Annotated in this window: 12 protein-coding genes and 1 pseudogene; 8 read left to right on the forward strand and 5 right to left on the reverse strand. The window is 73.0% G+C overall.

The features are described 5' to 3' along the window. Positions 1–29 precede the first annotated feature (29 nt). Complete coding sequence (locus CLT75_RS06020; RefSeq protein WP_135239879.1) at positions 30–1,313, forward strand: citrate synthase; 1,284 nt, start codon at positions 30–32, stop codon at positions 1,311–1,313. A 222-nt stretch (positions 1,314–1,535) separates the two neighbouring features. On the opposite strand, the pseudogene CLT75_RS06025 reads toward CLT75_RS06020, so the two are convergent. Then, positions 1,536–2,934, reverse strand: a pseudogene (locus tag CLT75_RS06025) (glycosyltransferase family 4 protein). 317 nt (positions 2,935–3,251) lie between these two features. Here CLT75_RS06025 and glgX point away from each other — a divergent pair. From glgX to treZ, 3 genes are read left to right on the forward strand one after another with little or no spacing between them, the layout of a single operon-like run. Beyond that, positions 3,252–5,372 carry a glycogen debranching protein GlgX gene (gene glgX, locus CLT75_RS06030; protein WP_135239880.1) on the forward strand — a complete coding sequence of 707 codons (2,121 nt, stop codon included), beginning with the start codon at positions 3,252–3,254 and terminating at the stop codon, positions 5,370–5,372. A 3-nt stretch (positions 5,373–5,375) separates the two neighbouring features. Then, positions 5,376–7,676 carry a malto-oligosyltrehalose synthase gene (gene treY / locus CLT75_RS06035; RefSeq protein ID WP_135239881.1) on the forward strand — a complete coding sequence of 767 codons (2,301 nt, stop codon included), beginning with the start codon at positions 5,376–5,378 and terminating at the stop codon, positions 7,674–7,676. Further along, on the forward strand, positions 7,673–9,406 hold the full coding sequence (treZ, locus tag CLT75_RS06040; protein ID WP_135239882.1) for a malto-oligosyltrehalose trehalohydrolase: 1,734 nt from the start codon (positions 7,673–7,675) through the stop codon (positions 9,404–9,406). Before treY ends, treZ begins: the two co-directional genes overlap by 4 nt. A gap of 4 nt (positions 9,407–9,410) precedes the next feature. Here treZ and CLT75_RS06045 read toward each other — a convergent pair whose 3' ends face one another. Both CLT75_RS06045 and CLT75_RS06050 read right to left on the reverse strand, forming a co-directional pair. Next, on the reverse strand, positions 9,411–12,248 hold the full coding sequence (locus CLT75_RS06045) for a BTAD domain-containing putative transcriptional regulator (RefSeq protein ID WP_135239883.1): 2,838 nt from the start codon (positions 12,246–12,248) through the stop codon (positions 9,411–9,413). Between the two features lie 121 nt (positions 12,249–12,369). Further along, positions 12,370–12,984, reverse strand: a complete 615-nt coding sequence (locus tag CLT75_RS06050) for a calcium-binding protein (RefSeq protein ID WP_135239884.1) — start codon at positions 12,982–12,984, stop codon at positions 12,370–12,372. Positions 12,985–13,218: 234 nt separating this feature from the next. On the opposite strand from CLT75_RS06050, the gene CLT75_RS06055 reads away from it, so the two are divergent. Then, positions 13,219–13,866: a maleylpyruvate isomerase family mycothiol-dependent enzyme gene (locus CLT75_RS06055; protein WP_135239885.1), complete on the forward strand. Its 648-nt coding sequence runs from the start codon at positions 13,219–13,221 to the stop codon at positions 13,864–13,866. 64 nt (positions 13,867–13,930) lie between these two features. Here CLT75_RS06055 and map read toward each other — a convergent pair whose 3' ends face one another. Next, entirely contained in the window at positions 13,931–14,704 is a 774-nt protein-coding gene (gene map / locus CLT75_RS06060; protein WP_135239886.1) for a type I methionyl aminopeptidase, read from the reverse strand. A 66-nt stretch (positions 14,705–14,770) separates the two neighbouring features. Between map and CLT75_RS06065 the strand changes: the two genes are divergently transcribed. From CLT75_RS06065 to bla, 3 genes are all read left to right on the forward strand, one after another. Beyond that, positions 14,771–15,061, forward strand: a complete 291-nt coding sequence (locus CLT75_RS06065; RefSeq protein WP_135239887.1) for a helix-turn-helix domain-containing protein — start codon at positions 14,771–14,773, stop codon at positions 15,059–15,061. Between the two features lie 45 nt (positions 15,062–15,106). Continuing rightward, the gene (locus tag CLT75_RS06070) at positions 15,107–15,712 is read left to right on the forward strand and encodes a DUF6518 family protein (protein ID WP_486485071.1); all 606 of its coding nucleotides are present in this window, start codon (positions 15,107–15,109) and stop codon (positions 15,710–15,712) included. A gap of 90 nt (positions 15,713–15,802) precedes the next feature. Then, positions 15,803–16,753, forward strand: coding sequence for a class A beta-lactamase (gene bla / locus CLT75_RS06075; RefSeq protein WP_135239889.1), 951 nt, complete (start codon positions 15,803–15,805; stop codon positions 16,751–16,753). Positions 16,754–16,777: 24 nt separating this feature from the next. On the opposite strand, the gene CLT75_RS06080 is transcribed toward bla, so the two are convergent. Beyond that, positions 16,778–18,256: a glutamate-cysteine ligase family protein gene (locus tag CLT75_RS06080; RefSeq protein WP_135239890.1), complete on the reverse strand. Its 1,479-nt coding sequence runs from the start codon at positions 18,254–18,256 to the stop codon at positions 16,778–16,780. Between the last annotated feature and the right edge of the window lie 39 nt (positions 18,257–18,295).

Consider the following 18,295-nt stretch of genomic DNA (forward strand, 5'->3'; position numbering starts at 1 on the left):
GAAGATCTTGCCGGCGAAGCGAGGAACAGATGACGGAAGTCAAGCTCGACCACCCCGGTGGGCAGCTGTCGATGCCGGTGCAGTCCGCGGTTGAGGGCCCCGCCGGGATCGGGGTGAGCAAGCTGCTCAAGGAAACCGGGATGACCACGTACGACCCCGGTTTCGTGAACACCGCGTCCTGCTCGTCCGCCATCACCTACATCGACGGTGATGCCGGCATCCTGCGGTACCGGGGTTACCCGATCGACCAGCTGGCCGAGAAGTCCTCCTTCCTGGAGGTCTCCTACCTGCTGATCTACGGCGAGCTGCCGTCCCAGACGCAGCTCACCGAGTTCAGCGAGCGGATCCGGCGGCACTCGCTGCTGCACGAGGAGATGCGCCGCTTCTTCGACGGCTTCCCCCGCGACGCGCACCCGATGGCCGTGCTCTCCTCGGCCGTCAGCGCCATCTCGACCTTCTACCAGGACAGCCTGGACCCGTTCGACTCCGAGCACGTGGAGATGTCCACGGTGCGGCTGATGGCGAAGGTCCCCACCATCGCCTCGTACGCGTACAAGAAGTCGATCGGGCAGCCGCTGCTGTACCCGGACAACTCGCTGGGCTACGTCGAGAACTTCCTGCGGATGACCTTCGGCGTGCCGGCCGAGCCGTACGAGGTCGACCCGGTCGTCGCCCGGGTGCTGGACATGCTGTTCATCCTGCACGCCGACCACGAGCAAAACTGCTCCACCTCGACCGTGCGGCTGGTCGGCTCCAGCAACGCCAACCTGTTCGCCTCGGTCTCGGCCGGTGTGAACGCGCTGTTCGGCCCGCTGCACGGCGGCGCCAACCAGGCCGTGCTGGAGATGCTCCAGAAGATCCAGGCCGACGGTGGCGACGTCCGCTCCTTCGTGCAGAAGGTGAAGGACAAGCAGGACGGCGTGAAGCTGATGGGCTTCGGGCACCGGGTCTACAAGAACTACGACCCGCGCGCCGCCATCGTGAAGAAGGCCGCCCAGGACGTGCTCGGCCGGATGGCCAAGCCGGACCCGCTGCTGGACCTCGCGGTGCAGCTCGAGGAGATCGCGCTCGCCGACGACTTCTTCGTGTCCCGGCGGCTCTACCCGAACGTGGACTTCTACACCGGCCTGATCTACAAGGCCATGGGTTTCCCGACGAAGATGTTCACGGTGCTGTTCGCGCTCGGCCGGCTGCCCGGCTGGATCGCGCAGTGGCGCGAGATGATCAACGACCCGGAGACCAAGATCGGTCGGCCGCGGCAGATCTACACCGGCGCCACCGAGCGGGACTACGTCCCCGCCGAGCAGCGCTGACGCGACCCCGGCGAAAGGCCGCCGCCTCCGTCCGGAGGCCGGCGGCCTTTCCCGTACGCGCCCCCGCCCCACCCCGCCCGCGCACTCGTCCCGCCCTCGCTTCCGTTGATCTTGCACTCGGTGCCCCGGCATTGCGGGCATTGCGGCCCTCCTGGGGGCACAAAGTGCAAGATCGCGGGGGCGAGGGCGGGGCGGGGGTAGGGGAGAAGGGCCGGGGGAGGGTTAGCGGAGGCCGGCCGCGGTGAGGAGGTTGCCCTCGGGGACGCGCGGCGCGGGGTGGCCGTGTGCCATGCGGTGCTGGGCGCGGGCGGCGGTGAAGGCCGGGTCGCCGGTGATGGCGGCGGCGTACGCGGCGGCCGTACGGGACGCGATGGCCGCCCAGCCGTACTGCTCGTGCACCATCGTGCGGGCCCGCCGGGCGAGCGCACGCGCCCGGTCCCGGTCGGACAGCAGCGCGTGCACCGCCTCGGCGAGGCCGTCCGGGTCGTGCGGGGCGAACGTCATCCCGGTGACGCCCGGCTCCACGATCTCGGCCAGCCCACCGGTACGGGCCACAGCGAGCGGCGCGCCCGCGGCGGCCCCCTCCAGCGCCACCATGCCGAACGGCTCGTAGATGCTCGGCACCGCGAAACAGTCCGAGGCGGCCATCACGGCGGGCAGGTCGGTGCCGCCGAGGAACCCGGGCATGCTCACAGTGGCACCCAGCCCGAGGCGGTGCACCTCGGCCTCCAGGTCCGCCTTGTACGGCCCGTCGCCGACGATCACCGCGCGCAGCCCGGGGGTGCCGGTCGCGCAGCCGGGGCAGCCCGGCCAGCAGGTGCTGCACGCCCTTCTCGTACACCAGGCGGCCGGCGAACGTGACCAGCGGGCCGTCGGCGGCGAACCGGGCCCGGGCGGCGGCGACCGCCGACGCGGGCACCCGCCAGCGGTGCGGCTCGACGCCGTTGGGGACCACGTCGACGCGCGTGGCGTCCACGCCGAACAGCGCGCCCACCTCGTCGCGCATGTAACCGGAGCAGACGATCACGCGCCCGGACTCGCCGGCGAGCCAGTGCTCGACGCCGTGGATGGTGCGGTTCATCTCCTCGGGCAGCCAGCCCTGGTGCCGGCCGGCCTCGGTGGCGTGGATGGTGCTGACCAGCGGCACGTCCAGGTGCTCGCGCAGCGTCATCGCGGTGTGCGCGACGAGCCAGTCGTGGGCGTGGATGACGTCGTACGAGCCGGCGGAGGCGGCGCGCAGCGCGGCCCGGGTGAGGGTGTGGTTGAACGCCATCGTCCAGGCGAGCAGGGAGCCGGTGGCGAGCGGGAAGGTGACCGGGTCCTCGGCGGCGCGGACGATGCGGACGCCGTCGGCGTACTCCTCCAGGGGAGCGCCCTCGGCGTGGCGGGTGACGACTGTGACCTCGTGCCCGGCGGCGGCCAAGGCGACGGACAGCGCGTGCACGTGGCGGCCGAGCCCGCCGACGAGCACCGGCGGGTACTCCCACGACAGCATCAGGATGCGCCGGGTCCGGGGCGCGGACCCGGCCGGCGACGGGGGCGCCGGGCGGGAGGTGAGGGTGGGCCGGTGGAGCCGGTCCGTCGCGGTGGCGGGCTGAGCGCCGACCCGCAGAGTGGTCACGGGGATCTCCGTCCATGCATGGTGAGGCACGCCGGCTTCGGTGGCGGCGTCGAGCGGTGGTGAGGGGTGGCCGAACGGCCGGGCGGGCCCGCGCGCGCGTGGGCCCGGATCCAGGAAAGTCCATCTGCCGCCGGTCCGCATCTCGAAAAGGGCGATCGTGACGGATGACACCCGAACGTCTATCCGTTCGCACGAGGGCGGATTCGGTTACGGTCCGAACGGGTGGATTGACGGCGGGTACGACTGGGCATCACCGGCGTGCGCATCGGCGGCTCCCCCTGTCCGGTGCGCTCACGATCATGGGCCGAAGGAGCGACATGCAGGTCTGGCCGGGCGAGAGCTACCCCCTCGGCGCCACGTACGACGGGATGGGCACCAACTTCGCGATCTTCTCCGAGGTGGCGGAGAAGATCGAGCTGTGCCTGTTCGACGAGTGGGACATCGGCACCGAGCGGCGGGTGGAGCTGCGCGAGGTCGACGCGTACGTCTGGCACGCCTACATCCCCGGTGTCGAGCCCGGCCAGCGCTACGGCTATCGCGTGCACGGGCCCTGGAATCCGGCCGAGGGGCTGCGCTGCAATCCGCACAAGCTGCTGCTCGACCCGTACGCGAAGGCAGTCGACGGGGAGATCACCTGGGATCCGTCGGTCTACGACTACGAGGTCGGCGGCGACCCGGACCGGATGAACACCGCCGACTCGGCGCCGTACATGCCGAAGTCGGTGGTGGTGAACCCGTACTTCGACTGGGGCAACGACCGGCCGCCGCGCACCCCGTACCACCATTCGGTGATCTACGAGGCGCACGTGCGGGGCCTGACCATGCGCCACCCGGGCATCCCGGAGGAACTGCGCGGCACGTACGCGGCGATCGCCTCACCGGTGATGATCGAGCACTTCAAGCGGCTCGGCGTGACGGCGGTGGAGCTGATGCCGGTGCACGAGTTCGTGCACGACCACCGCCTGGCCGACCTGGGGCTGCGCAACTACTGGGGCTACAACACCATCGGCTTCTTCGCCCCGCACCACGGTTACTCCGCGCTGGGCCGCCTCGGCCAGCAGGTGCAGGAGTTCCGGGGCATGGTCAAGGCGCTGCACGCCGCCGGCATCGAGGTCATCCTCGACGTGGTCTACAACCACACCGCCGAGGGCAACCACCTCGGGCCGTCGCTGAGCTTCAAGGGCATCGACACCCCCAGCTACTACCGGCTCTCCGAGGACGACCGGCGCTACTTCGTCGACTACACCGGCACCGGCAACAGCCTCAACGTGCGCAGCCCGCACTCGCTGCAACTGATCATGGATTCGCTGCGCTACTGGGTCACCGAGATGCACGTCGACGGCTTCCGGTTCGACCTGGCGGCCACGCTCGCCCGCGAGTTCTACGAGGTGGACCGGCTGTCCACGTTCTTCGAGGTGGTGCAGCAGGACCCGGTGGTCGGCCGGGTGAAACTCATCGCCGAGCCGTGGGACGTCGGCCCCGGCGGCTACCAGGTCGGCAACTTCCCGCCGCAGTGGACCGAGTGGAACGGAAAATACCGCGACACCGTCCGCGACTTCTGGCGCGGCGAGCCGGCCACGCTCGCCGAGTTCGCCTCCCGCATCTCCGGCTCCGCCGACCTCTACCAGGACGACGGACGCCGCCCGTTCCACAGCATCAACTTCGTCACCTGCCACGACGGGTTCACGCTCACCGACCTGGTGTCCTACAACGACAAGCACAACGAGGCGAACGGCGAGGACAACCGGGACGGCGAGAGCCACAACCGGTCCTGGAACTGCGGCGTCGAGGGGGAGACCGACGACCCTGGTGTTCTGGCGCTGCGGGCCCGGCAGCGGCGCAACTTCCTGGCCACGCTGATCCTGTCCCAGGGCGTGCCGATGCTCGGCCACGGCGACGAACTGGGCCGCACCCAGCGCGGCAACAACAACGCCTACTGCCAGGACAGCGAGCTGGCCTGGGTGGACTGGGACCGGGCCGACACCGAGCTGCTGGACTTCGTCCGCCGGCTCACCGAGTTCCGCAACCGGCACCAGGTGTTCCGCCGCCGCCGGTTCTTCACCGGCCTGCCGGTGGGCGGCCGCGCCGCCGGATCCGGGCTGCCGGACCTGGCCTGGTACACCCCGGACGGCCGGGAGATGACCGGCGAGGACTGGGGCAACGACTTCGGCCGCTCGGTGGCCCTCTTCGTCAACGGCGACGGCATCGGCGAACGCGGCCAGTACGGCCAGCGCCACCGGGACAGCTCGTTCCTGCTGCTGTTCAACGCGCACGACGCGTCGCTGGACTTCACGCTGCCCGGCGAGGAGTTCGGCACCCGGTGGGAGCTGGTCATCAACACCGCGGAACCCGATCCGGAGAAGACGATGCTCGTCGAGGCGGGCGGCACGGTCTGCGTGCCGGACCGTTCGCTGCTGGTCCTGGAGAGGACGGCCTGACCGATGCCCGACACCCCCCGCTCGACCTACCGGGTCCAGGTGCGTCCCGGCTTCGACCTGGACGCCACGGCCGAGCTGGCGGGCTACCTCGCCGCGCTCGGCGTCACCCACCTCTACACCGCGCCCCTGCTCACCGCCACCCCCGGCTCCACGCACGGCTACGACGTGGTCGACCACCGCGCGGTCAACCCGCAACTCGGCGGCGAGGCCGCCCGCGCGCGGCTGGTCCGGGCGCTACGCGCCGCCGGGCTGGGCCTGGTCGTGGACATCGTGCCCAACCACGCCGGGGTGGCCCGGCCCGAGGCCAACCCGGCCTGGTGGGACGTGCTGCGGCGGGGACGCGAATCGGCGTACGCGCGCTGGTTCGACATCGACTGGGACCGCGGTCGGCTGCTGCTGCCGGTGCTCGCCGACACCGCCGACGCGCTCGACGACCTGAAGCTCGTCGACGGGGAGCTGCGCTACCACGAGCACCGCTTCCCGGTCGCCGACGGCACCGGCGACGGCACGCCCCGCCAGGTGCACGACCGGCAGCACTACGAACTGGTGAACTGGCGGCGCGGCGACGCCGAGCTGACGTACCGCCGGTTCTTCGCCGTGTCCGACCTGGCCGGCCTGCGGGTGGAGGACCCGGGGGTCTTCGACGCCACCCACGCGGAGATCCTGCGCTGGGTCGACGCCGGGGAGGTCGACGGCATCCGCGTCGACCACCCGGACGGGCTGCGCGACCCGGCCGGCTACCTGGCCCGGTTGCGCGCCGCCGCACCGGCGAGCTGGCTCGTGGTGGAGAAGATCCTGGAGTACGGCGAGGACCTGCCGGACTGGCCGGTCGACGGCACCACCGGCTACGACGCGCTGGCCGCCGTGTCCGGGCTGTTCGTCGACCCGGACGCCGAACCGGAGTTCACCACGCTCGACGGCCGGCTGACCGGGCGGCACACCTCCTGGCCGGACCTGACGCACGCCACCAAGCTGGAGGCCGCCACCCGGCTGCTCGCCGCCGAACTGACCCGGCTGGCCGCGCTGGTGCCGGAGCTGCCCGGCGAGCAGGCCCGCGCGGCCCTGGCCGAGCTGGCCGCCTGCTTCCCGGTCTACCGCGGCTACCCGCCCGAGGGCGCCCGGCACCTGGCCGCCGCCCGCAGCGAAGCAGGTCGCCGCCGTCCCGACCTGACCGGCGTCCTCGATCAGGTCACCGCCCGGCTGCGCGACCCCGGCCACGAGCTGGCCGCCCGGTTCCCGCAGTTCACCGGCGCGGTGATGGCCAAGGGCGTGGAGGACACCGCGTACTACAGGTGGAGCCGGTTCGTCGCCCTCAACGAGGTCGGCGGCAGCCCGGCCCACTTCGGCGTACCAGCGGCCGAGCTGCACCGGTTCGCCGCCACCCGGCAGGTGCGGTGGCCGGCGAGCATGACCGCGCTCTCCACCCACGACACCAAGCGCGGCGAGGACGTGCGCGCCCGGCTCGCGGTGCTGTCCGAGCTGCCTGGCCGCTGGGCCGAGCGGGTCGCCGACTGGATGTCGCGCGCGCCGCTGGCCGACCCCGCGCTGGCCCACCTGCTCTGGCAGACCGCCGTCGGGGCGTGGCCGATCGAACGGGAACGACTGCACGGGTACGCCGAGAAGGCCGCCCGGGAGGCGTCGGTCACCACCAGCTGGGCCGACCCGGACCCGGCCTTCGAGCACGAGCTGCACGCCCTGGTCGACCGGATGTACGACGACCCGGAACTGCACGCCCAGATCACCGCGTTCGCCGCCGAGATCACGCCGCCCGGCTGGTCGAACGCGCTCGGGCAGAAGCTGGTGCAGCTCGCCATGCCCGGTGTGCCCGACGTCTACCAGGGCACCGAGCTGTGGGAGAACTCGCTCGTCGACCCGGACAACAGGCGGCCTGTCGACTTCGCCGTACGCCGGGACATGCTGGCCCGGCTCGACGCCGGCCGGCGGCCCGCGGTGGCCGACGACGGCGCGGCCAAACTGCTCGTGGTGTCCCGGACGCTGCGGCTGCGCCGCGACCGCCCGGACCTGTTCGGCGGCTACCGGCCGGTGCCGGCGCGCGGCCCGGCCGCCGCGCACGCGGTGGCCTTCGACAGGGGTGGCGCGGTCGCGGTGGCGACCCGGCTGCCGCTGCGGCTGGCCCGCTCCGGCGGCTGGCGGGACACGACGGTGTCACTTCCCGTTCATCAGTGCACAGACTTGTTCACCGGGCGGGTCTACAGTGGTTCTGAGCTGCTCCTGGATGATCTGCTGAGCACCTATCCCGTCGCCCTCCTCGCACCCACCGACTCTGTGGAGGCCGCCGCATGACCGAGTTCACCGTGTGGGCGCCCGAGGCCGCGCGGGTTCGGCTGCGCCTGCCCGGCACCGCCGACCACGCGATGCGTCAGGGGCCGGACGGCTGGTGGCGGGTCGAGGTGCCCGACGCCGGGCCGGGCACCGACTACGCGTTCCTGCTCGACGACGACGACCAGGCGTTGCCCGACCCCCGCTCGGCCTGGCAGCCGGCCGGGGTGCACGGGCCCAGCCGGCTCTACGACCACGCCGCGTTCGCCTGGTCCGACGCCGCCTGGACCGGCCGGCAACTACCCGGCAGCGTGCTGTACGAGCTGCACGTCGGCACGTTCACCCCGGAGGGCACGTTCGACGGGGCGATCGCGAAGCTCGACCACCTGGTCGACCTCGGCGTCGACATGGTCGAACTGCTGCCCGTCAACGCGTTCAACGGCGAGTACAACTGGGGCTACGACGGCGTCTGCTGGTACGCCCCGCACGAGCCGTACGGCGGCCCGGACGGGCTGAAACGGTTCGTCGACGCCGCCCACGCCAAGGGCCTGGGGGTGATCCTCGACGTCGTCTACAACCATTTCGGGCCCTCCGGGGCCTACGCGCCGCGGTTCGCGCCGTACCTCACCGAGCAGAGCAACACCTGGGGCCGCACCGTCAACCTGGACGGCCCGCACTCCGACGGGGTACGCCGCTACATCGCCGACAGCGTGCTGGGCTGGCTGCGCGACTACCACGTCGACGGGCTGCGGCTGGACGCCGTGCACGCCATGCCGGACGGCCGGGCGGTGCACTGGCTGGAGGAGGTCGCCGCCGAGGTGGAGGCGCTGTCCACGCACCTCGGGCGGCCGCTGTCGCTGATCGCCGAGAGCGACCTCAACGACCCGCGCCTGATCACGCCCCGTGAGGCGGGCGGGTACGGCCTGCACGCCCAGTGGAACGACGACGCCCACCACGCGCTGCACACGCTGCTCACCGGCGAGCGGCAGGGCTACTACGGCGACTTCGGCTCCCTGGAATGCCTCACCGACGTGCTGACCGGCGGGTTCTTCCACGCCGGCACCTGGTCCAGCTTCCGGGGCCGCAGCCACGGCCGCCCGGTCGACAGGCAGCGCACCCCCGGCCACCGCTTCGTGGCGTACCTGCAGAACCACGACCAGATCGGCAACCGGGCCACCGGCGACCGGATCTCCGCCACCCTGTCGCCCGGCCTGCTGCGCGTCGGCGCCACGCTGCTGATGACCGCGCCGTTCACGCCGATGCTGTTCATGGGGGAGGAGTGGGCGGCCTCCACGCCGTGGCAGTTCTTCACCAGCCACCCCGAGCCGGAACTCGCCGCGGCGGTCGCCACCGGCCGCAGGCGCGAGTTCGCCGACCACGGCTGGGCCACCGACGACGTACCCGACCCGCAGGACCCGCAGACGTTCCTGCGGTCCCGGCTGGACTGGGCCGAGCTGGACAAGCCGGACCACCGCGAGACGTACGACCTCTACCGGCGGCTGATCGCGTTGCGCCGCTCCCGGGCCGACCTGTCCGACCCCCGGCTGGACCGGGTCGACGTCCGCCACGGCGACCGGTTCCTGGTGATGCGGCGCGGCGAGACGCTCGTGGTGGCGAACCTGGCGGGCCGGGCACAGCGGATCAACCTGCCCGGGGTGGTACGCCGGGTGCTGCTCGCCACCTCCGAGGGCGTCACGGTCATGCGCGACGGACTGGAACTGCCGCCGGAGAGCGCCGCGATCGTGGCGCTCTGACGGCTCATGGGCCGGGGCACGCGCTCAGCTTCCGCCGTACCGCCTCGGCGTCGGCGTGACCGAGTTCGTCGAGCAGCGATAGCGACCGTCGCCAGGCGTCCCGGGCCGCGTCCGTCCGCCCGGCCGCGGCCCACGTGTCGCCGAGATGGTCCAGCACGATGCCTTCGGCATGCCGGTCACCGATCTCGGTGAACAGGGCGAGGGCCTGCTGGAAGCAGTCGACGGCGTGCTCGTACTCGCCGAGGTGGTGGTGGGCGAAGCCGATGCTGTCCCACGTGTTCGCCTGCCCGTACGCGCTGCCGGCCTGCTCGGACAGGGCGAGCGCGCGGCGGCAGTAGGTGATCGCGTCGTGGTGCTCGCCGAGCTGCGAGTGGTACCAGCCGATCGCGTTGAGCGCGACCGCCTGCTTGAGCGGGCCGCCGGCCCGTTCGTAGAGGGCGAGGCTCCGCCGCGCGTGCGGCAGGGCCTCCCGGGGCTGCCGTTGCCGGTCGTGCAGCATGCTCAGGTCGAAGTGGGTGTGCGCCCGCCCCTCGTCGTCGCCCAAGGCGGCGAACAGGTCCAGCGCGGCGAGCAGGTTGCGCTGCGCCTCGGCGTACCGGCCGAGGTTGGAGCAGGCCCCGGCCAGGAGCCGGTGCGCCTGGGCCTGCGCGGGACGGTCACCCGACCGCCGGGTCGACTCGACCGCCCGGCGGGCCACCGTGGCCCAGTCGTGCCAGTGGCCCTGCCTGTCGAAGTACGTGGCCAGGGTCCACGAGAGCTGCCCGGCAGCGGTGTCGAGACCGCTGCCGGCGGCGTACTCGATGATCGCGAGGAGCACCTGGTGTTCGCCGGCGAACCAGGCCAGCGCGGCCGCCAGGTCGTCGAGCCGTTCGGCGGTCACCCCCGGCGCGGCGGGGGCCAGGGTCAGCGGGTCGCGCTGCGGGGACAGCAGCAGTGCGGCCGCGTGTGCCGTGTGCAGGTGGTGGTCGACCAGCCGGCACAGCGCGGGCCGGGAGCCGGCCGGGTCACCTGCCGCCCGCTCGACCGCGAAACTCCGGACCAGGTCGTGCATGCGGTATCGGCCCGCGACGTGCTCCTGCACGAGATGCGCGTCGACCAGCTCGCGCAGCGGCGGGCGCAGCTCGTCCGGCGTACGGGCGGTCAGGCTTGCCGCCGCGGCCCGGCTGATGTCCGGGCCCGGGGCGAGGCCGAGCAGCGTGAACACCTCCGCCGCGGCCGGTGTGAGCGCCGCGAGCGAGCGGGACAGCACCACGCGCAGGTTCGTCGTCGCCTCGTCGCCGGACAGCGCGTCCAGCGGGTGGACAGCCGTGGTCAGCTCCGCCGCGACCGACGACAGGGGGAGGTCGGGGTGAAGCGCCGCACGGGCCGCCACGATCCCGAGCGCCAGCGGCAGACCGCCGCAGAAGCGCAGGATGTCCGCGACGGCGTCCGGGTGCCCCGCCACCCGCGCGGCACCCACCTGCCGGACGATCAGCTCGTGGGCCTCGTCGTCGGGCAGCACGTCCAGCGGCAGCGGTCGCGCGCCGTGGGTGGTGACGAGGCCGGCCAGCTGCCGGCGGCTGGTCACCAGGACAGCGCTCGTGGGCGTGCCGGGCAGCAGCGGGATCACCGTGGCGGTGTCGCGGGCGTCGTCGAGGACCACCAGCATCCGGCGGCCGGCGACGAGCGTGCGGTACAGCGACGCCCGGGCCTCCGGGTCGGCCGGTACGCGCGCCGGTTCGACGCCGAGCGCCTCGAGGAAGCCGCGCACCGCCACCGGCCACCCGACCGGGTCCCCGGTCGGGTCGAAGCCGCGCAGGTTGACGTAGAGCTGCCCGTCGGGGAAGCGGCCGGCGTTGGCGTGCGCCCAGCGCAGGGCCAGCCAGGTCTTGCCGACGCCACCGCCACCGCCGATGGACGAGATCACGACCGGTGATCCGGCGCGGTCCGGGCGCCCGGCGTCTGCGAGTTGTTCGTCGAGGCGCGCGAGCGCGGCGGTCCGACCGGCGAAGACCCCTGGTGACGCGGGTAGCTGCCGGGGCACGGTGTCCGCATCCCGCGCCGCGCCGGACCCGCCGGTTGCCGTCGCGGTTGGTCCGCCGCCTCCCACAAGGGCCGGCGGCGCGATCACCGCGTCGGCGGTGAGGATCTGCTGGTAGAGCTGTGCCAGCGGCGGGCTCGGGTCGGCGCCGATCTCGGTGGCCAGCCTCCGGCGCAGCCGGTGGAAGTGCTCCAGCGCGTCGGCCTGCCGCCCGCACCGGTACAACGCAAGCATCGCCTGCGCCGCCAGGCGCTCGTCCCACGGGTACCGGCCGCTCAGATCCAGGACGTCGGGAAGGAGACGAACGTGCCCGCCCCGCCGCAGCGCGATGTCGTTGCGGTCCAGCGCCGCCGCGAGCCGCTGCCGGTCGAGGGTCTGCCGGTAGGCCGCCAACCACGGCGTGGTCAGCCCGTCGAACGCGTCACCGCGCCAGAGACCCAGCGCCCGTTCCAGACAGCTGATCGCTGTCGCGTCGTCTTCGGCGCGCCGAGCCTGCTCGGTCAGGTCGCGGAAGCGGTGCAGGTCGACGCGGTCCGGGTCGACGGCGAGCAGATAGCCGGGATGGCGCCGGACGACGCGGACCTCGTCCGCGCCGGCCAGCGCCTGGCGGAGCCGGGACAGGTAGCCACGCAGGGTGGCGGTGGCCCCGTCCGGCACCTCGTCGCCCCAGATCCGGCTGATGAGCTGTCCGGTCGCGACGACACGGTTGGGCTCGACCAGCAGGGCGGCGAGGACGCACTGCTGACGGGCGTGACCGATCCGGACCGCCCGGCCGTCGACCCGGACGTCCAGGTCGCCGAGCACCCGGAACTCCACCGCCACGGACTGTCACGCTAGCCGCGTGCGGTGGTGGCCGGACCGGGCGTGACGACGATCCGACAGGCAGCAGCGCGACGGTCCGCGTTCCCGGTCTCCCGGTTCGCGGACCGCCGTGCCGGCGGGATCACGGGCAGTTGATCGGGAGATCCAGGGTGGGCCGGGGATCGTCGATCACCGCGTCCGGGCCGCAGTCACCGTCGTCCCAGCCGGGGCCGCCGACCAGGGTGTCCACGCCCTTGTCGCCGTAGAGGTGGTCGTCGTTGCTGCCGCCGTCCACGCGGTCGTTGCCGTCCAGCGCGCTGGGCCCGACGAAGCGGTCCCCGTGGACGGTGTCGGCGCCGCCGTCGCCGTGGAGGTTGTCGTCGCCGAGGTCGCCCCAGATGTCGTCGCCGGTCAGCCCGCCGTAGACGATGTCGTCGCCGCTGTTGGCCTGGATGTCGTCGTTGCCGTCGAGCCCGCAGATGACGTCGTCGTCGACGCTTCCGACGATGACGTTGCGAGCTGTCGTACCGATGATGAACTCCGGGCCGTTGGCGTTGTTGCTGACGTAGAGCGCGCCGGCGAATCTCAGGGTGTACCCGGCCGGCACCGGCAACCCGGAGTAGGGGCCGCAGTCGGCGGGGACCACGTAGGCCGCGGACGCCGGGGTGGCGCCGGCGGCCAGGCCCGCGGTGGTCAGGACGAGCGCACCGACCACCGAGGCGACGGCACGGGCGGTGGAGAGGTACCTGTGTGACATGACGCTTCTCCCTTGCGGTTGATGTGTGCGATAAGCGTCACCGGCGAGCGTTCAGCGGACGTGCAGCAAACGTTGAACCCCGCCCTCCCCGTCGATCTTGGACTTGTGGCGCCTCGAAGGTCGCGCATGTCCGTTTCGCGAACCACCACAACTCCAAGATCGGCGGGGTGGGGAGCGGTGAGTTCGCCGAGGGGGCGCGGTCCAACCTCTGACGACCGACTCTGGAGGTTCCCCATGTCCGACAACCCGGGCCGTGACGAGCTGTGGGCGCTCGCGCACGCCGAGCGCGCCGCCCTCGCCGACGATCTCGCCGGGCTCGACGCGGCGCAGTGGGCCCAGCCCTCGCTGTGCGGCCGGTGGACGGTGGAGGAGACGCTCGCGCACATGACCGCGGCGGCGAGCCTCGGCCGAGCACGCTGGCTCGCCAGCGTGCTCGGCGCCCGGTTCGACTTCGATCTGCACAACGACCGCCGGCTGGCCGAGCACCGGGGCGCCGACCCGGGGGAGACGCTCGACCGGTTCCGCCGGATCAGCCGCAGCACCACGTCGACGTTCGGGCCGACCGAGGCGTGGCTCGGTGAGGTGGTCGTGCACGCCCAGGACATCCGGCGTCCGCTCGGCCTGACGCGGACGCCCCCGGTCGAGGCCGTCACGCCGGTCGCCCGGTTCTACGCCGGGCGGGACTTCACGGTGGCCGGGCGCAGTGCGATCGACGGCCTGCGGGTGGAGGCGACCGACGGGCCGTTCACCGCCGGCGCCGGCCCGCTGGTCAGCGGCACCACGCTCGCGCTGATGATGGCGATGGCCGGGCGGGCCGCCTACTGCGACGACCTCTCCGGCCCCGGCGTGCCGGCGCTGCGGGAACGCTGCGCGCCCGCCTGACGACGCCCGGCGGCGGAACACGGGCGGGCCGTCGTGCCGGACGCCTGCGGGGCCGCAAAGAGGGTCACGACCTCGGCAGCGTCAGGATCTCCGCGCCGTCGTCGGTGATGGCGATGGTGTGCTCGCTGTGCGCGGTGCGGCAGCCGGTCGCGCTGCGCAGCGTCCACCCGTCGGCGTCGGTGACCAGCGTGGCGGTGTCCGCCATGATCCACGGCTCCAGCGCCAGCAGCAGCCCGGGCCGCAGCGTGTAGCCGCGACCGGGCCGTCCGGTGTTCGACACGTGCGGGTCCTGGTGCATCGTCGATCCGACGCCGTGGCCGCCGAACTCGGTGTTGACCGTGTATCCGGCTTCGGTGAGGACCGAGCCGATGGCGTACGAGAGGTCACCGACGCGGGCGCCGGGGCGGGCCGCGGCGATCCCGGCCTGCAACGCCCGTTCGGTGGCGTCGATGAGCGCGACGCTCTCCGCGGGCCGGGCGTCACCGACGAGGAAGCTGATCGCGGAGTCGGCCACCACCCCGCCCAGCGAGACGGCCAGGTCGAGGCTCAGCAGGTCGCCGTCGGCGAGCGTGTAGTCGTGCGGCAGCCCGTGCAGCACCGCGTCGTTGACCGAGGTGCAGATGTAGTGGCCGAACGGCCCGCGCCCGAACGACGGCTCGTAGTCGACGTAGCAGGACTGCGCCCCGGCCTCGGCGATCATGCGCTGCGCCTGCCTGTCGATGTCGAGCAGGTTCGTGCCGACGGTGGTGCGGCTGCGCAGCGTCCGGAGGATGTGGGCGACCAGGGCGCCGGTGTCCCGCGCCCGCCGTACGTCGGTGGGGCTCAGGATCTCGATCATGCAGGCGCCTTCCTCGCGCGACCAATAAGTATCCCGGTCATGTTATCCCGGTATTAGAATCCTGGCATGGTCCGGTTGCCCCTCACCCCCGCCGAGGTCGAGCGCGGGCAGCGCCTCGGTGCGCTCCTGCGCCGCGCCCGGGGTGGGCGTTCGATGCTGCTCACCGCACTCGACGCCGGTGTCTCCCCGGAGACGCTCCGGAAGATCGAGTCCGGCCGGGTCGCCACGCCGGCGTTCCCCACCATCGCCGCCATCGCCGACGTCCTCGGCCTCTCCCTCGACGAGGTGTGGGCCGAGATCAACAGGTCCGACGCCGCGGTGCGTCTCGCGTCGTCCGAGCGGCGCCTCGCCTCGTAGGGCCACCCTGCCGACCCGATGAGCATACTGAGTATGCTCACTCGCATGCCGCCCTCGCGTCGCGCCGTCGCGCTTGTCGTCCCCGTCGCCGGATTCCTGCTCGGCTTCGGAGACTTCGTCTGGATCAAGTGGGTGCCGTACCCCTTCGCCGAACTCGGCAACTCCACCGCAACCTGGGCGGTGGCCGCGTTCGCGCTGGGCTGGTGGATCCGGTCGGGCGCGGTGCGCGCCGCCGTGGCCGCCAGCGTCCTGCTGATCGTTGCGGTGCCCAGCTACTACCTGGCGGCGACCCTGCTCCAGGGCGACGACCTCGCCGTGATCTGGTCGCCCACCTCGATCGTCTGGATGGTGTTCGGCGTGGTGGCGGGCGTGGTGTTCGGCGTCGCCGGCATCTGGGCGCGGACCGAGGGATGGCGGCGCGTCGTGGGGACCGCCCTGCCGGTGGCCGTGTTCGTCGAGGAGGCGCTGCGGTTCGCGCTGAAGTCCGGGTCGTACCCCGGAGCGTGGTGGAACGTGGCGATCGACCTCGCGCTCGCCGCGCTGCTGGTGGTGCTGATCGGCCGGTCCGCCCGGGTGCGGCTGCTGGCCGCCGCGGTGGCGCTGCCGGTGGCCGCGCTCGGCGCCGTCACGTTCGCCGCCGTCGCGGGCTGACCCGCCGCGTCGGCCGGTGGCCGCCAGCCCGACCGGGATCGGCGACAATGACCCGAGACGGCGTGGTCCGGACGACGGGGGAGGAAACGGATGATCCGACGGCAGGTGCTCGCGGCGGCGATGCTCACGGTGACGGCTCTCGTGGCCGGCTGCACCACGGACCGGCCCGAAGCCGCACCGCCCACCAGCGCCCCGGCCGCATCCACCGCCCCGGCCACGCCGAGCGCCACACCGAACGTCACGCCGAGCGCCGAACCGGTACCCGCGCCTGCGGAACTGGCGGCACTGGAGCGGCGCTTCGGCGCCCGGATCGGCGTCTTCGCCCTTGACACCGGCACCGGCCGCACCCTCGCGCACCGGGCCGACGAGCGGTTCGCGTACGCCTCGACCTGCAAGGCGCTGGCGGCGGGCGCGATGCTGGCCGCCACGTCCGACGCCGACCGGGACCGGGTGGTCCGCTACCGGCGCGCGGACCTGGTGGCGCACTCCCCGGTCACCGAGCGGCACGTGGAGACCGGGATGACGCTGCGGGACGCCGCCGAGGCGGCGGTGCGGTACAGCGACAACACCGCCGGCAACCTGCTGTTCGACGCGCTCGGCGGCCCGGCCGGCTTCGCGCGGGCGCTCCGGGAGGTGGGCGACTCGGTCACCCGGCCCGCCCGTACCGAGCCGGAACTCAACGCGGCCACGCCCGGCGACGAGCGCGACACCAGCACGCCCCGCGCGCTGGCCGGCTCGCTGCGGGCGTACGCGCTGGGGGAGACCCTGCCGCCCGCGGACCGCGACCTGCTGCTGGGCTGGATGCGGGCCAGCACCACCGGCAGCGGGCTGGTCCGGGCCGGCGTGCCGGCCGGCTGGCAGGTGGCGGACAAGTCCGGCACCGGCGGGTACGGCACCCGCAACGACATCGCCGTGGTGTGGCCGCCGGACCGGGCACCGATCGTGCTCGCCGTCATGTCCAGCCGGGACAGCCGCGACGCGAAGCCCGACGACGCCCTGGTCGCCCAGGCCGCGCGGGCGACGGTGACGGCGCTGCGCTGACGCGGGGCGCCGCGCCCGGCCGGCTCAGGGGATGGGCCACTCGTGCACGGGCCGGTTGCTGTGCATCAGGTCGACGTAGTGGCGGACCACCTCGCGCAGCGCCGCCGGCCGGTCCATGTGGTCGGCCGACTCCAGCCGGTGCAGCGTCTCCACCTGCCAGGTCGCGCCGTTGCGGCCGGTCAGGCAGCGCTGCTCGACGATGCCGAGCAGCCGGTCCCGCTCGGCCGGGTCGAGGCCCCACCGGTCCAGCCCGTGGTGGGCCATCGGCAGGAGGCGGCGCAGCACCAGCTCGGTCACCGGCAGGTAGCCGAGCCCCGGCCAGTACACCTGGGCGTCGATGCCGTGCCGGGCGCAGGCGTTGAAGTTCTCCTCGGCCGCGCTGAACGACATCTGCGACCACAGCGGACGGTCGGACTCGGCGAGCGCCCGGACCAGGCCGAAGTAGAAAGCGCCGTTCGCGACGGTGTCGAGCACGGTCGGACCGGCCGGCAGCACCCGGTTCTCCACCCGCAGGTGCGGCCGGCCCTTGAGCACGTCGTAGACCGGGCGGTTCCACCGGTAGATGGTGCCGTTGTGCAGCCGCAGCTCGGCCAGCTTCGGCACGCCGCCGCTGTGCAGCGTGGCCGCCGGGTCCTCCGGGTCGCACACCGGCAGCAGCGCCGGGAAGTAGCGCACGTTCTCCTCGAACAGGTCGAACACCGAGGTGATCCAGCGTTCGCCGAACCACACCCGCGGGCGTACGCCCTGGGCCTTGATCTCCTCCGCCCGGGTGTCGGTGGCCTGCTGGAACAGCGGCACCCGGGTCTCGCGCCACAGCTCCCGGCCGAAGAACAGCGGGGAGTTCGCGCCGAGTGCCACCTGGATGCCGGCGACCGCCTGGGCCGCGTTCCAGTAGTCGGCGAACTGCGCCGGGCTGACCTGGAGGTGGAACTGGGTGCTGGTGCACGCCGCCTCGGGCGTGATCGTGTCAGCGGTGGTGGCCAGCCGCTCCACCCCGCTGATCGCGATCGGCAGGTCCTCGCCGCGGGCGGCGAAGATCTGCTCGTTGAGCAGCGCGTACCGGGGGTTGGCCGACAGCGTCTCGGCGGTCAGGTGCTCCGGGCGCAGCGTCGGCAGGATCCCCACCATCACCATGTGCGCGCCGACCGTGCGGGCCTTGGACTCGGCGGCGTTCAGGCTGGCCCGGACGTGCTCCTCGAACGCGGCCGTGCCGGTGCCGGCGAGCCGCCGCGGCTCGACGTTGATCTCCACGTTGAACTGGCCCAGCTCGGTCTGGAACGCCGGGTCGGCGATCGCCTCCAGCACGTCGGCGTTGCGCATGGCCGGGTCGAAGCCGTCGTCGACCAGGTTCAGCTCGATCTCCAGGCCGGTCATCGGCCGCTCCACGTCGAACCGGGACTCCCGCAGCATCTCGGCGAACACGTCCAGGCACCGCCGGACCTTCTCGCGATAGCGGGCCCGGTCCTCCCGGCTGAAGGTACGCACGCCGACGTCCTCGCCCATGGTCACCACCCTGTCACCGTTGGTTCTCCCCAACCTCGC

This window comes from Micromonospora sp. CNZ285, assembly GCF_004637285.1.